This window comes from Mycetocola sp. Y444 (genome assembly GCF_059445295.1).
The window spans coordinates 40,095-54,689 of sequence record NZ_JCAIUB010000001.1; the positions used below are offsets into that span (position 1 = coordinate 40,095).

Sequence of the window (14,595 nt, forward strand, 5' to 3'; positions counted from 1 at the left end):
GGAGAAGCATGTCAGCAACAATCGTGGGTATCGACATCGGTAGCGTCGCCATCCGCGCCGTCGAGCTGAAGGACGCCGATAAGGCACGCCCAACTCTCCTGCGCTTTCACGAGCTTCCGCTGCCGACTGGTGCGGTGAACCGCGGTGAGGTGATCGAGCCGAGCACCGTGTCATCCGTGCTCAAACGGCTGTGGTCGACCGGCGGGTTCAAGAGCAAGAACGTGGTGATCGGCATGGGCAACCAGCGGGTGCTCGCTCGTGACCTGACCCTGCCCCGGATGTCACAGGAACGTATCCGCGAAGCGCTCCCGTACCAGGTGCAGGAACTGCTTCCTGTTCCGGTGGGCGATGCCATGCTCGACTTCTATCCCGTCTCCGAAGGCCAGTCAGACACGGGCCCGGTTGTGCATGGGCTCCTCATCGCGTCGATCAAGGAAGCGGTGATGGGCAACGTCCGCGCCGTGGAGAAGTCGGGACTGACGACGAAGGAAGTCGACCTCATTCCGTTTGCCCTTGCCAGGGCGCTGCTTCGAGGGGACCAGGCGAACGGGACCGTCGCAATCGTCGACATCGGAGCATCCGCCACCACGATCGTGATCGCAACGAACGGGGTGCCGCAGTTTTTGCGCATCATCCCGGCCGGCGGCGATGACCTGACGACGGCGCTTGCGCAGCGGCTGGAGATCGCCCCCGAGCAGGCGGATGGGCTCAAGCGTGCGCTCGGGCTTCGAACGAGGGTCGATGACCCGAAATACCAGTACCCGATGGAAATCATCAACGAGGTGACGAGTGAGCTGCTCATCAGTGCTCGCAACACGCTGGAGTATTACAGGGAGTCGCGGCCGGAGGCATCCGTCGACCGCATCCTGCTCACCGGCGGGGGAGCCAGCCTCAGCGGGCTGCCTGACGCGCTCGCCGAATTGACGCGCAGGCCCGTGGTGCAGGCCGACCCATATGCCAGCATCGCGGTCGCCAAATCGTTCAACACCGATGACCTGCGCGCTCGCCAGTCTGCGATTCTGGTGGCTCTTGGACTCGCGCTGGGGAGCAAAGCATGAGCAAGAGTACAGAGACGCTGGTCATCGGCGGGGTGCCGCGGGCGGATCTGCTTCCGCTCGAGATCCGCGCGGTGCACCGGGGCAAGCGCACCCTGCGATCGATGATCTACGCGACGCTCGGGGTTGTACTGCTCGTCTTTGTCGCGACCGGGGCGTCCTTCTATTACGCCCTCACCGCGCAGATCGCGCTGGTTGCGGAGCAGAACCGCACGAGTGAGTTGCTGCTCGAGCAGCAGAAATACGCGGATGTACGCGTCGTGCAGGACGCCCTCGCCACGGTGAAAGCCGGCCAGATGGTCGGGTCGGCGACGGAGGTCGACTGGAAGGCGTACCTCGATCAGGTCCAAGCGAGCCTGCCGGAGAACGTCGAAATCACTGAGGTCACCATCGACGGAGCGTCGCCGCTCGTCGATTACACCCAGCCGAGTGCGCCTCTTCAGGGTATGCGGGTCGCGACACTGACCTTCGGGGCGAAGACTTCTGCGCTGCCCGATACTGATGCGTGGCTCGTTGCGCTGGCGAAACTGCCCGGGTATGCGGACGCGAACCCCGACTCGATCACCCTCGAGGAGGACACCGGTCAGTACACGACGGTCGTGACCATGCACATCGGTGAGGGCGCGTGGTCGCAGCGTTTCGTGCCGGAGGACCAGAAGGTGGATCCGAACGCGGATGCCGATGGCTCGGTTGATGCGGATGCTGATGGCTCCGATGCGGCTAACGGAGAGGGAGGCGAGTAGTCATGGATAAGTACAAGCTCTGGGTCCTCGGCCTCGCCGTCGTTATGGTCGGCATCCTCGCGATGGGTTGGTTCGTCGGTGTCGATCCGCAACTGCAGGCGAAGGCCGCCGCCGACGAGCAGCGGATTTCTGTGGAAGCGCAGAACGACGCGACAGTTGTGGCGATCGCCAAGCTCAAGGGTGACTTCGAGAGCATCGACGCGCTGCGGGCTGAGCTTGCCGGGCTGCGCAGCTCGATCCCCGCGAACGGAGATCTGCCCGCCTTCCTGACCCAGCTCGACACCCTGGCGAGCGAGAGCGGCACGACGATCACTGCGCTGACCGTGGCCGAGGCGATCGAATATACGGCTCCGGAAACGTCGGTTGTCGTGCCGCCCGTGGAGGCGCCGGCTGAGGAATCCGGTGAGGAATCGACCGAAGGTGACGAGGCTGCTGAAACGGATGCCGCGGCATCCGAGCCAGAAGGCCCTGAAACTCCCACGGTCATCACCGACGCTCGCATCTCGGCTGAGAATTTTGTGGTGATCCCGATCACGGTGAACGTGCAGGGGGACCACGACGGGGTGTGGTCGTTTGTCGACAAGCTGCAGCACGGGTCCCGGTTGTTCATGGCGACGCAGATGACGAAGATGCCGAATGAGGAAGTGCCGGGGCAGTTCGACGCGACGGTGACCGGGTATATCTACACGCTGTTGGAGAAGTAGGGCGGGACGTTTGGCGGCGTATATATATTCTAATGTTTTGCGTGAAACTCTTTTCTAATATCGAATATCTTGGTATTATGAAGTATGGCAAAGGTGTCCGAGCAGATTCGAGAGGTCGCCCTTCGGGTGTGCGACCAGATCGCTCGGTATGAGGACGCCATTGAGGCGGTTGGTCGTGTGGCGGGGGATGCTGCGGGGCCGGAACCAGCGTCTGGTCCTGAACCTGCGTCGGGGGCAACTGAGTCTTCCTCCGTTGGGAGCGTGTCCGGCATCACCGAATTCGGTGGTGCCGGTTCGTCGTTTAAGCGGCCGCGATTCGTGCCAGTCGAGCCGGAGCCGTTGCCGGCGAGCCCTCCTGTAGGTGCTGGCGGCGGTGTTGTTGCTGCTGGTGCAGGCCTTGGTGCCGGTGCCGGTGTGGGTGTTGCAGGTTCAGCCAGCGATGCGGGTCTGCCGTTGTCGATGGTGTTGGAGCGGGCGGCGAACGCCGAACTCGAGGAATTGCTCCGCAACGCGGCGCGGGCGAAGTCCGAGCTGGATGCGGTAATCGCGGCCGGGGCTGGGGTGGCTGCGAAACGGTCGAGCCGTGATCTCGGTTACTCGGGGTGGGCTCAGTCGACCGGGGATCGCACGGCGGTGAACCTGGTGCAGCGGTTGACCGGGTCGACGAAGTCGGAGGCGTTCCGTCAGGTGCGGCTTGGGGAGGCGATGGGTGAGGCGGATGCCGCCACCCACCCCACAGGCTTCGGACCCGGTGAAGGTCCCGGCGTCGACGGGGCGGATGAGCCGTTGATCGATGTGGATGGGAAGATCCTGGTTGACCCGGACGCGGACACAGACCGCGCTCCGGTGTCGGTGTTGCGTCCGGTGCCGGTGGTGCCGTGGCATGAACCGATCTCGCGGGCGGCGCGGGAGGGTGTGATCCGGTCCGAGGCGGTAACGATCATCATGCGCGGACTCGGTGTGCCGAACGACCGGGTGGATGTAGAGATGCTGCGGGCCGCGGCGGTGGAGATCATCGCGGATGCTGCCGGGGTGAACGCTGATGAGTTGGGGGTTCGGGCGCGGCATTTGCGGGATCGGATTGATCCGGCCGGGGTGCAGCTGAGGTGGGATGAGCGTTACGCGAACCGGAAGTGGCGGTTCGGCCGCAACGAGGACGGCACGAAAACAGCGTATGTGGCCTTCGATGAGGAAGGCGCGGCGTGGGTGGAGTCCATCGTCGGGGCGGCGTTGCGGCCGCGGCGGGGTGGCCCGCGGATGGTGGACCCGGTCGAAGCGGAACGGGCCGAGAAACTCCGGGTCGATGAGCGCAGCAACGACCAGATCGTGTACGACATTCTGATGGGTGCGATGCGGACCGGGGTGCAGGCCGACCCGACCACAACGTACGGGTCTCGCCAACCCGGTATCCGGGTCGTGATGACCGAGGAGAACCTCGACAACCGCGCCACCGACAGTGAGGGCGCTGAGCACCTGGTCGGTACCGGATATCTCGAAGACAGCAAAGATGCGGTTCCGGGCAGTGTGATCGAGAAGCAGATCTGTATCTCCGGGATCTCACCGATCCTGATGGACACCAGTGGCACAATCCTCGACGTCGGCCGCGAACAACGCTTGCACACCCGGAAACAAAGGGTGGCGATGGCGGTCCGGGACGGTGGGTGCCGGATCGAGGGGTGCGAGTGTCCGCCGTCGATGACTGAAGCGCACCACATCAACGAATGGGCTGCCCACGATGGTTGCACCGATCTCGCGGACGGGATCCTGTTGTGTCCGTATCACCACACGCTGGTGCATACGTTTGGGTATCGGGTGGTCCGGATCGAGGGCGAGTACTACCTGATCCCACCACCGGGAGAGAACGGGGAACGGATCCCGATCCGGATGCCATCGAAATCACCGTTGGAGAAGGAACGACTCCGCCTGGCCGGGATCAAGGCCGCGACCGACGCAGCGGACGCCGCAGCACGAGCCGCAGCCGCCGGGAACAACGGTGCCGGGGCCGACAGTGCCGATGGCGGCGGTGACCGGTCAGGCAGACGAGGCGGACAGGGTCCAGGGGAGAACTCGGCCCACCCGCCCGCCCGACAGACCCGAACCGCGTAGTCGAGGGTCCATGGGACAACTCCGCCCACCCGCCGGCCCAACAGACCCGGACCGCGTAGTCGAGGGCCAGGGTCCAGGGGAGAACTCCGCCCACCCGTCGGCCCATCAGGACCGAACCGCGTAGTCGGGGGGTCCGGGGGAAACTCCGCCCACCCGCCGTCCCAACAGACCCGGGACGCGTAGAGCCCGCTCGGAAAAGGCGCCACGTCCCATTAACAATCGGGAGTCTGAAGGCTCGCATCATGCCGAAGCATCAGCATTGCATCGCCCCTTTTCAGCCGAGCGCAGTTGCGGAATTCGAGCGGGAACCGGAGTTCGAGGCGCGAATATCAAATAAAACAGCTGGCACCGGCATAAACGCGAGCAGTCGTCGGTTCTATTCAAAGTAATAAATAGTCCGTCACGTCAGAGTAATTGTCCGTCACGCGAATTTGCCTGCCGACCGAGGCCATCTAGGGTCGTAAGTTGGGGCATCCGCTGGATTGATTGATCGCGATGCCTCCACAAAGTTGAAAGGTAACACCCACGTCATGAACTCACGCCGTCTCACCACCGTCTTCGCAGCAACCATCGTCGCCGGTCTCGCCCTCTCGGGATGCTCCGCGGATGCAGGTGGAGGATCCGCAAAGGAACCCAGCGGAAGTGCACTCGAGCGCGTGACCGAAGCCGGGACTCTCGTGGTCGGAACCGAGGGAACGTACCGTCCGTTCAGCTTCCACGAAGGCGGAGCGGGAGACCTGACCGGATACGACGTTGAAGTAGTCACGGCAGTCGCCGACCAGCTCGGACTCGACGTGGAATTCGAAGAAACACAGTGGGACGGCATCTTCGCCGGTCTCGAGGCTGAGCGCTTCGACATCATTGCCAACCAGGTCTCGATCAGCCCCGACCGCGAAGAACAATACACACTGACCGACCCATACACGGTCTCACCTGGCGTCCTGATCGTCTCCGAAGACAACACAGACATCACCTCGCTCGAGGACCTTGCTGGCAAGACCACCGCCCAGTCACTCACGAGCAACTGGTACACGGTCGCCGAAGAAGCAGGCGCAACGGTCGAAGGTGTCGAGGGCTGGGCCCAGGCCATCGAACTTCTCGAACAGGGGCGCATCGACGCCACGGTCAACGACAAGCTCACCTACCTCGACTACCTCAAGGGAAAGCCAGACGCACCCATCAAGGTCGTCGCCGAAACCGAAGACCCGTCGCTCAGCGCCTTCGCCCTGAAGTCGGGCAGCGATGACCTCGCCGAGGCCATCAATGAGGCTCTCGCCGAGCTCGCCGCAGACGGGACGCTCGCCGAGATCTCCGTGAAGTACTTCGGCGAGGACGTGAGCAAGTAGTCCCCGCGGCTGGGATACTGCCCTCATGACCGAGTGGCACTTCCTCAACGTCACGCTGTCGGCACTCGCGCCGACAGCGGCAACGGGCGGAGAGACAGAGTCTGGTTGGACGCTGTTTCTCAGCTCGTTCTGGCCGCTGCTATCCGGGGCGATCACCGGCACCATTCCGCTCGCGCTGATCTCATTCGCGGTGGGCCTCGCCCTCGCCCTTCTCGTCGCGATCATGCGGCTCTCACGCAACAAGATCTTCTCGAGCATCGCCCGCGTCTACATTTCGATCATTCGCGGAACGCCGCTGCTCGTCCAGCTCTTCGTCATTTTCTACGGACTGCCGTCGATCGGCGTGACCATCGATCCGTGGCCGAGTGCGATCATCGCGTTCTCGCTCAATGTCGGCGGATATGCGGCAGAGGTGATCCGTGCGGCTATCCTCTCCGTGCATCAGGGCCAGTGGGAAGCCGCATACACAATCGGGATGTCACGGACGCGTGCACTGCGACGCGTGATCCTGCCTCAGGCGGCGCGGGTCTCCGTGCCGCCGCTGTCCAACACTTTCATCAGCCTGGTGAAGGACACCTCTCTTGCGTCGCTGATCCTGGTGACCGAGATGTTCCGCCAGGCCCAGAAGATCGCATCGTTCACGTCCGAGTTCATGCTGCTGTACCTCGAGGCCGCGCTCATTTACTGGCTGATCTGTCTCGTCCTGTCCTCGGGGCAGAGCCTGCTCGAAAAGAGGTTGGACCGCTATGTCGCTCACTAACACCGGCCAGGATGCAAAACTCCTCGAGGTGACCGCCCTCTGCAAGAAATTCGGCGCACATGAGGTGCTGCGGGGCATCGACCTGTCCGTCGACCGCGGCAAGGTTCTCGTGCTCATCGGGCCATCCGGCTCCGGCAAGACCACAGTGCTCCGCTCGATCAACGGCCTGGAGGTCCCGGAGGCCGGTGTCGTCACCGCGGCAGGCGGCATCCGCGTGGATTATGCAGCAAAGCCAGCGAAGAAAGACATCCTCGCGCTCCGCGACCGCACAGCCATGGTGTTCCAGCACTACAACCTGTTCCCGCACATGACGGTGCTCGAGAACATCATCGAAGGGCCGGTTCAGGTCAAGGGCGTCCGAAAAGCGCAGGCGATCAGCGAGGCCGAAGCCCTGCTCGAACGCGTCGGCATGGCTGAGAAGCGTGACGTTTACCCGTTCCAGCTGTCTGGGGGCCAGGCACAACGTGTCGGTATCGTCCGTGCGCTTGCGCTCAAACCGGACCTGCTCCTGTTCGATGAGCCAACGAGCGCCCTCGACCCCGAACTCGTCGGAGACGTACTCGTGGTTATGAAGGAACTCGCCGACGAGGGCTGGACGATGCTCGTCGTCACCCACGAACTCGCTTTCGCGCGACAGGTCGGGGACGAGGTCCTCTTCATGGACGAGGGCGTCATCATTGAGCGTGGCGCGCCGAGCCAGATGTTCTCGGCGCCGAGGGAAGAGCGAACCAAGCAGTTCCTGCACCGGGTTCTCCACCCGCTGGATGACGACTAACCCCCGCGCGTTAGGGCTTCGCGCGAGCCTCCTCGCGCTACAGTGACCACAAAGGGGGCACTGTACGCCCCGAGCAACGAGGAGCGTCACATGAGCAACACCACCCCGGAACCTGGCCACGAGATCCACGACGGATCGACCCCGGAGTCGCACGCTGCCGACGAGTCGCCTCGCGAGGGTGACACGGCTGTTGCGCCCACTGTCGACCCGGCCGACGACCGCGAGATCGTGATCGACTACGGTTCCGCCGTCGACCCCGACTACGTTGAGTCCGAATATGTCGAGCGCCAGCACGTTGAGCCTGCGTCCGTTGACGCCGCTCACGTCGACGCCGCCAGCCCGGCAGAGTCCGACGCGCGGGTCTCGTCATCGAACGAACCGAGCGTGCTGACCCAGGCCGACCTTCGCGAGGACGAAATCCGTGCCGCCGAGGCGGGAACCGGTGCCGTCCCCGCCGAGCAGACCGTTGCGCAGCGCCTCGCCGCCGAGCGTGAGGCCGCACGCGCAGAAGCAGAACGCGCTGAGGCCGCGCGCGCCGAAGCAGAACGCGCCGCAGAACGCACCGCCGCCGCTCGTGCAGAGGCAGAGGCAGAGGCAGAAGCCGAGCGTAAAGCGCAGGCCGACCGCGACCGCTCTGACCGATCCGACCGGGGCTCCAACGACAGCGACGAGCGACACACCGCCACCGCGACCGCCACCGCCACGGCCGCCAGCGTTCGCCAGCCGATCTACGTGCAGGCGCCGTCGAAACCGAAGCCCAAGAGCAACCGCGGCTTCGGGATCGCGGTCTCACTCCTCGCGACCGCCGTGTTTGCCGCCCTTTACGCGGGCATCCTCGCCCTGATCCTCATCGCCAACAACGGTTCCGTCGACATCCTCGGCGAGGTTCTGGCCAAGGCGCCGTACTGGGTTCCCGTGATCTTCTTCTTCCTCGCGATGGTCCTGCTGGTCGCGGTCGTCAACCGTGGCGGATGGTGGGCGTACGTGCTCGGCGGCTTCGCCGTCGCTGCGATCGTTTACGCGTCGTACCTCGGTGGAGTGCTCATCGACCAGGCAAACAACATCACCCCAAATCAGGTGTCAGAGACAGTCGGCCAGGCCCTGCTTTCGCCCGCCGCCATCATCTCGTTCCTCGTTGCACGAGAGGTGCCGATCTGGTTCGGTGCGTGGATCGCGTCGCGCGGACGCAAGGTCAGGGAGCGCAACGCCGAGGCTCAGGCCGAGTACGAGCGCATCCTTGAGCAGGGGCCCGTTGTCGCCTGATCGTGAGGCGGATCGCTCGTCATCCGAGGGTTCTGTGGCATCCGATCCGACGCGTCTTCGTGCAGCTCTCATGTCCGCAGGCGGGCTGACCGTAGCGCTCGCGATCGGCGCCTCGCTGGTCGGTTCCCGTATTTCCCTGACGAACACGGATGCCGCGGGCTGGCTTTCGGTCGCGATGCTCATCGCGTCGGTCGCCGGCTATCTCGGCGTCCTGTTGCGGCTCAGCACCGCATCGGGTCTTGTGGCGATCATCGTCTACCCGACGCTTGGCGCTGTCGCGGCGTTCCTGATTGCCGGGGGAGTCCTGTATGGGCTTGGAACGGGCGACCCTTTCCGCGGCCCCGCCTTCGCGCTCGGCCAGTTCTCGGCCCCCGGCTTATACTTCGTCACGGCACTCGCGGCCTGCGCCGCAGCTGCTTTTCGCATGGGCACTCCTCCACCTCGCACCGGCCCCGACAGCCGGTAGGGTAAGGAATCTCATCGGTCCTGGCGATTCGTCGCCGGGACCGACCTGTGTGAGTAAGGACGAAAATGCGCCTCAAACTGACCCTTGCCCGACCGTCGGGTGCCCGCGACGACATCATTGTCACAACGGATGCCGGTGCCACGATCGCCGAGGTCGCCTCGACAATTGCGCGGGTCGATCCGGCGGAGTCTCTGCCGCGGGACGGTAACTACACGCTTCAGGCAGCGCTGCCAGGGCACTCCGAGTGGCTCGCGCTTCCTCCGGACGCGCCGGTGGGCGAGTCGTGGATCGGTTCCGGGGCCACAGTGCACATTTCGGATGCTGGCAAGTACTTCTCGCAGGCGAAGACCGGACACGCACCAACGCTCGCGACGATCACCGTCCTCTCCGGACCGGACGTGGGTCGCAGCATCCCTCTCACCGCCGGAAGCTACACCGTTGGTCGCGATGAGTCCTGCGAGATCACGCTCGACGACAAGATGGTGTCAAAGAAGCACGCGCGAATCGAGGTCGGCGACGCCGTCGACGTTGTGGACCTGGGCTCGGCGAACGGTGTAGAGGTGGACGGCGGAATCGTTGCCCGCCTTCACGTCACCGAGACCGAGACGGTGCGCCTTGGCGACACCGAGCTGAGAATCGCATTGCACGAGTCCGTCGCCGAAGCCGGCGTCGCCCCCAAGGCCGGCCCGATCTTCTTCAACCGTTCGCCCAAGGTCGAGCAGCGCTACGCCGGCCAGGAGTTCACGGCTCCCGAGGTCCCCGCCGAGAAGGAACCGCAGCCGTTCCCGCTTCTCGCGATGCTCACACCCATGCTCATGGGTGGCGCCCTGTTCATGCTCACGAAGAACCCGATGTCGCTTCTCTTCATCGCGATGACTCCGATGATGCTCATCGGTAACTACATCACCGGCAAGCGTCGGGACAAGAAGGCGCTCAAGAAGGCCATCGCGAAGTTCGACAGCCGACTCGCCGACCTGGACGAGCGGCTGCAGAAGGAGAGCGTCACCGAGCGCGTCCTCCGCCTCGCTGAAGCTCCCTCCACCGCTGAAACGCTCGACGGCGCAATGCGCCGTGGGCCGATGCTGTGGACCCGACGCCCCGAGCACTGGTCGTTCCTCAACGTCCGCCTCGGTGTGGGATCGATGACGTCCCGCAACACAATCAAGTCGAGCGAACACGGCGACCTGCTGCCCAAGTTCCAGGAACGGCTCGAGCTGCTCATCGAGAAGAACAAGTACGTTGCCGGCGTCCCGCTCATCGACAACCTCCACGACTCGGGGGCGCTCGGTATTGCGGGATCCCCGTCGGCAGCGATCGGTTCGCTCAACTCAATCCTCGTGCAGCTCACCGCCCTGCACTCCCCGGCTGAACTCACCGTTGCCGCCATGGTGACCCCGCAGTGGTCCGACCAGCTGGCCTGGCTCAAGTGGATTCCGCACACGTCGTCCCCGCACTCGCCGATTGAGGGCATCCACCTCGCCGACAGCGCGGCAAGCGCGGCCAACCTCATGTCTGCCCTCGAAGAGATCATCCACTCGCGCGTTGCCGAGCGGAAGGCGAAACTGCAGCGCCGCGGCGCGATGGCCCAGAAAGCTGCAGCGCTCGAACGCGGTGCCGAGGTCGGCGAATCGAGCGACGAAGGGTTCCAGGCTCCACTTCCTGCGATCGTCGTGCTCATCGCTGACGACGTGTCCGTCGACCGCGCGCGGCTCGTGCAACTTGCTGAGCTCGCTGCGGATGCCGGCGTCTACCCGATCTGGATGGCCCGCGACGTCACGGCGCTCCCGGCGGTCTGCCGCACCTACCTGTCAGTCCCAGACGATGACGGCTTCGCCACCGTCGGATACGTGCGCATCGGCGAGACCATCACCGACGTCGTGACCGAACTCATCGACCCGCAGACCGCGCTCGACTACGCACGCCGGATGGCGCCGATGATCGACGCTGGCGCCCTCGTCTCCGACTCGAGCGACCTGCCCCGGTCGGTGTCGATGGTTGCCCTGCTCGGCCACGACCTCGTCGAGCACAGCGACGCTGTCGTCGACCGCTGGCGCCAGAACACCTCGATTCACGACCGGACTCCAGGCATCGAACCGAAGAAGCGCCGCGCGGGCAAGCTGCGGGCGACCATCGGCTCGGCGGGTGTCGATGCCATGCACCTCGATCTCCGCACACAGGGCCCGCACGCTCTTGTGGGTGGCACTACCGGTTCCGGAAAGAGCGAGTTCCTCCAGGCCTGGGTGCTCGGAATGGCCGCCGAATACAGCCCCGACCGAGTGACCTTCCTCTTCGTCGACTACAAAGGCGGCTCGGCCTTCGCCGACTGCGTGAGCCTGCCGCACTGCGTTGGCCTCGTCACCGACCTCAGCCCGCACCTCGTGCGCCGCGCGCTGACCAGCCTCCGGGCCGAATTGCACTTCCGTGAGCACCTCCTCAACCGCAAGAAGGCCAAGGACCTGCTCGAGCTCGAGAAACGAGGCGACCCGGACAGTCCGCCTGCCCTCGTGCTCGTGATCGATGAGTTCGCGGCCCTGGCCGGCGAGGTCCCTGAGTTCGTCGATGGTGTCGTCGACATCGCCCAGCGTGGCCGTTCGCTCGGTATCCACCTCATCATGGCCACACAGCGGCCCGCCGGCGTCATCAAGGACAACCTCCGCGCGAACACCAACCTGCGCATCGCGCTCCGGATGGCGGACGAGTCCGACAGCACCGACGTCGTCGGTGTGAAGGACGCAGCCCACTTCGACCCGGCGATCCCGGGTCGTGGCCTCGCCAAGACCGGTCCCGGCCGCCTGCAGACCTTCCAGTCCGCGTACGCCGGCGGTTGGACCTCCCGAGAGCCCGACCGTCCCGGTATTGACGTGACCGAGCTCCGGTTCGGGGCACAGGCGCGCTGGGAGGAACCCGGCCGCGGTGACGTCGATGAGTCCCGTGACCTTGGGCCGACAGACCAGCAGCGGCTCGTGGCATCCATCATTCAGGCGTCAGACGCCGCCCACATCCCTGCCCCGCGGCGACCGTGGCAGGACGAACTTGCGCCCGTGTACGACCTGGGCAAGTTGCGGCAGCGGACAGACGCGCAGCTCTTGCTCGGAGTCAGTGACCTGCCCGAGAAGCAATTGCAGCTTCCCGTTTACTTCAACCCGGATGTCGATGGTCACCTGGTCATCTATGGCACCGGCGGTTCCGGAAAGAGCACAGTTCTCCGGACGCTCGCGACCGCTGCGGCGATCACCCCGCGTGGTGGCCCCGTCGAGGTGTACGGCCTTGACTTCGGCGGTGGAAGCCTGAGGATGCTGCAGGACCTGCCGCACGTCGGGTCGATCATTCACGGTGATGACACCGAGCGGGTCATCCGCTTGATGCGCCAGCTCAAACAGGAGCTCGAGTCGCGGGGTCCGCGATACGCGGAAGCGAACGCGTCGTCGATCGTCGACTATCGACGCCTCGCCGACCGGCCCAATGAACGACGCATTCTCCTTCTCATCGACGGATTCCAGAACTTCCGTCAGGAGTTCGAAATCCCGGCCGGACGGTCCCAGTGGTACGGCGTCTTCGCTGACATCATCTCCGGTGGGCGCCAGGTCGGAATGCACGTCGCGTTCACCGCCGACCGCACTGGTTCGGTCCCCAGCTCGATCAGCTCGAGCGTTCAGCGACGCGTCGTGCTTCGCCTCGCCGATGAAACGGCGTACGCGATGGTCGACGTGCCCGGCGACATCCTGTCAACCAGCTCGCCTGCCGGCCGCGCGATCGTCGATGGCGAGGAGACCCAGATCGCCGTTCTCGGTGGCTCGGCCTCGCTGTCCGACCAGTCCGTCGCCACGAAGGGGCTTGCCGCCGCGATGACCCGTGCCGGAGTGGTGCCCGCCCAGCCGGTTCGCTCGCTGCCGAAGGAATACCCGGTGGACGAGTTGCCCACGCGGGTCGGCTCGTTCCCCGCCATCGGCATCAGCGACGAGGACCTCGGACCCACGGGCATCGAGTTGGCTGGAACGTTCCTCATCTCGGGACCCCCGGCGAGTGGCCGCACGACAGCGCTTCGCGGTTTCGTGCGCTCCATCGCGCGCTTCGACCCCGAGGTGCGGATGTACTACATCGGGAACAAGCGATCGATCGTGTCGAAGGATCCGCGGTTCGTTTCGGCAGCAGTGACCATCGAGGACGCGGCAACCCTCGCCAAGGAACTCCTCGCCGCCATTGTCGACCCGGACACCGAGGGGACCATCGCTGTCTTCGTCGAGCAAATCGGTGATTTCCTCCAGACCCCTGCCGACAACCCGATCGTGGATATGATCCGGGCCATCAAACGCAGCGACCACTTCATCCTCGCCGAGGCAGAGTCGAGCTCCTGGTCGAGTTCCTGGCCGCTGCTCGGCGAGTTCAAGAACGCACGGAGAGGTCTGTTGTTGCAGCCGGAGACCATCGACGGCGACATCGTCCTCAAAACGAGCCTGCCCCGGATGCAGCGTGCCGAGTTCCCGCAGGGCAGGGGAGTGCTTGTTTCCGGCGGTAAGTTCGCCCGGGTCCAGTTGCCCCTCGTGCTGGGGGAGTAGCAATCGAGCATGGGGAGTGGTCCCCATCGACGTTCTCGTTTGTCCTCCATTAGGTTGTTCACGTGGGGACGATCCAGAAGGGATCTCCGAACCAAGGATTGGATAATCACCATGGCAAACATCAACGTAACCTTCCAGGACCTCAAGACCGCTTCTGGCCAGATCATCACGGGCAAGGGCGCACTTGAAGACAAGATCAACGAGCTGCAGCGCCTCGTGACCGACCTCGTGTCCAGCGGGTTCGTCACCGACCAGGCCTCAGGAGCGTTCCAGGAGTCCTTCACCACGTTCACGCAGGGCGCCACCCAGGCGGTCGGCGGCGCACAGGGCATGGCTGACTACCTGACGAAGGCTGCTGACTCGCTGCAGAGCGCAGACACCGAGCTGGCCAACGCCATCCGCGGCTAAGCTCGCACAGCTTCTCGGGGAGGGTCGGCTTCGGCCGGCCCTCCCTGGCCATCTCAATCGACTCTTTCTCAGGGGATATCATGAGCGACCAACTCATCGTCAAAGGCGAACTTCTCGAACAGACGCAGACAAACCTGCAGTCGATTCTCACTGAGTTTGAGAGTGCCGAGGAGTTCAGCAAGACCGTGGCCGATCACACCGGCCACGAGCGACTCGCGGGGCGAGTGAGGGACTTCGCCTCCAGCTGGAACATCAAACGCGAAGAGACGGTCGAGTCGGTGAAGGCGTTGAAAGACAGTGTCGGCGGCATCGCTGACACCTTCGCCAGCCTGGATGCTGATCTGGCCAAGGCGCTCGCCGACACGGCAGGCCAGGCAATACCCGGTGTGCCGAAAGCCTTATAGCGGTTTCGT

At 64.6% G+C, this 14,595-nt stretch carries 12 protein-coding genes; all 12 read left to right on the forward strand.

The genetic code is table 11. From position 1 onward, the window contains the following. The first annotated feature begins 8 nt into the window (after positions 1–8). The 12 genes from pilM to AC1C2M_RS00225 all read left to right on the forward strand — a co-directional run bounded on the left by pilM (position 9) and on the right by AC1C2M_RS00225 (position 14,586). Complete coding sequence (gene pilM / locus AC1C2M_RS00170) at positions 9–1,058, forward strand: type IV pilus assembly protein PilM (protein WP_495434864.1); 1,050 nt, start codon at positions 9–11, stop codon at positions 1,056–1,058. Further along, a complete protein-coding gene (locus tag AC1C2M_RS00175) occupies positions 1,055–1,798 on the forward strand; it encodes a hypothetical protein (RefSeq protein WP_495434865.1) in 744 nt (247 codons plus the stop codon). Before pilM ends, AC1C2M_RS00175 begins: the two co-directional genes overlap by 4 nt. Positions 1,799–1,800: 2 nt before the next feature. Further along, entirely contained in the window at positions 1,801–2,502 is a 702-nt protein-coding gene (locus AC1C2M_RS00180; RefSeq protein ID WP_495434866.1) for a hypothetical protein, read from the forward strand. An 84-nt stretch (positions 2,503–2,586) separates the two neighbouring features. Next, positions 2,587–4,608, forward strand: a complete 2,022-nt coding sequence (locus tag AC1C2M_RS00185) for a DUF222 domain-containing protein (protein ID WP_495434867.1) — start codon at positions 2,587–2,589, stop codon at positions 4,606–4,608. Positions 4,609–5,138: 530 nt separating this feature from the next. Then, complete coding sequence (locus AC1C2M_RS00190) at positions 5,139–5,954, forward strand: amino acid ABC transporter substrate-binding protein (RefSeq protein WP_495434868.1); 816 nt, start codon at positions 5,139–5,141, stop codon at positions 5,952–5,954. A 25-nt stretch (positions 5,955–5,979) separates the two neighbouring features. Next, entirely contained in the window at positions 5,980–6,714 is a 735-nt protein-coding gene (locus AC1C2M_RS00195; protein ID WP_495434869.1) for an amino acid ABC transporter permease, read from the forward strand. Then, positions 6,701–7,489: an amino acid ABC transporter ATP-binding protein gene (locus AC1C2M_RS00200; protein ID WP_495434870.1), complete on the forward strand. Its 789-nt coding sequence runs from the start codon at positions 6,701–6,703 to the stop codon at positions 7,487–7,489. Before AC1C2M_RS00195 ends, AC1C2M_RS00200 begins: the two co-directional genes overlap by 14 nt. A 90-nt stretch (positions 7,490–7,579) precedes the next feature. Further along, on the forward strand, positions 7,580–8,752 hold the full coding sequence (locus AC1C2M_RS00205) for a hypothetical protein (protein ID WP_495434871.1): 1,173 nt from the start codon (positions 7,580–7,582) through the stop codon (positions 8,750–8,752). 70 nt (positions 8,753–8,822) lie between these two features. Beyond that, positions 8,823–9,218 (forward strand): hypothetical protein, encoded by a 396-nt coding sequence (locus tag AC1C2M_RS00210; protein WP_495434872.1) that lies wholly within the window; start codon positions 8,823–8,825, stop codon positions 9,216–9,218. A gap of 65 nt (positions 9,219–9,283) precedes the next feature. Beyond that, positions 9,284–13,774, forward strand: a complete 4,491-nt coding sequence (locus AC1C2M_RS00215; protein ID WP_495434873.1) for a type VII secretion EssC family protein — start codon at positions 9,284–9,286, stop codon at positions 13,772–13,774. A gap of 111 nt (positions 13,775–13,885) precedes the next feature. Then, positions 13,886–14,182: a WXG100 family type VII secretion target gene (locus AC1C2M_RS00220; protein ID WP_483404908.1), complete on the forward strand. Its 297-nt coding sequence runs from the start codon at positions 13,886–13,888 to the stop codon at positions 14,180–14,182. An 80-nt stretch (positions 14,183–14,262) separates the two neighbouring features. Next, the gene (locus AC1C2M_RS00225; protein ID WP_495434874.1) at positions 14,263–14,586 is read left to right on the forward strand and encodes a hypothetical protein; all 324 of its coding nucleotides are present in this window, start codon (positions 14,263–14,265) and stop codon (positions 14,584–14,586) included. Positions 14,587–14,595: the final 9 nt, after the last annotated feature.

What these genes read in the sequence shown, in the direction of transcription:
- AC1C2M_RS00175 (WP_495434865.1), top strand. Translation starts at nt 1,055, where the DNA reads ATGAGCAAGAGTACAGAGACGCTGGTCATCGGCGGGGTGCCGCGGGCG.
- AC1C2M_RS00220 (WP_483404908.1), top strand. Translation starts at nt 13,886, where the DNA reads ATGGCAAACATCAACGTAACCTTCCAGGACCTCAAGACCGCTTCTGGC.
- AC1C2M_RS00205 (WP_495434871.1), top strand. Translation starts at nt 7,580, where the DNA reads ATGAGCAACACCACCCCGGAACCTGGCCACGAGATCCACGACGGATCG.
- AC1C2M_RS00180 (WP_495434866.1), top strand. Translation starts at nt 1,801, where the DNA reads ATGGATAAGTACAAGCTCTGGGTCCTCGGCCTCGCCGTCGTTATGGTC.
- AC1C2M_RS00190 (WP_495434868.1), top strand. Translation starts at nt 5,139, where the DNA reads ATGAACTCACGCCGTCTCACCACCGTCTTCGCAGCAACCATCGTCGCC.
- AC1C2M_RS00215 (WP_495434873.1), top strand. Translation starts at nt 9,284, where the DNA reads ATGCGCCTCAAACTGACCCTTGCCCGACCGTCGGGTGCCCGCGACGAC.
- AC1C2M_RS00210 (WP_495434872.1), top strand. Translation starts at nt 8,823, where the DNA reads ATGTCCGCAGGCGGGCTGACCGTAGCGCTCGCGATCGGCGCCTCGCTG.
- AC1C2M_RS00195 (WP_495434869.1), top strand. Translation starts at nt 5,980, where the DNA reads ATGACCGAGTGGCACTTCCTCAACGTCACGCTGTCGGCACTCGCGCCG.
- pilM (WP_495434864.1), top strand. Translation starts at nt 9, where the DNA reads ATGTCAGCAACAATCGTGGGTATCGACATCGGTAGCGTCGCCATCCGC.
- AC1C2M_RS00200 (WP_495434870.1), top strand. Translation starts at nt 6,701, where the DNA reads ATGTCGCTCACTAACACCGGCCAGGATGCAAAACTCCTCGAGGTGACC.
- AC1C2M_RS00225 (WP_495434874.1), top strand. Translation starts at nt 14,263, where the DNA reads ATGAGCGACCAACTCATCGTCAAAGGCGAACTTCTCGAACAGACGCAG.
- AC1C2M_RS00185 (WP_495434867.1), top strand. Translation starts at nt 2,587, where the DNA reads ATGGCAAAGGTGTCCGAGCAGATTCGAGAGGTCGCCCTTCGGGTGTGC.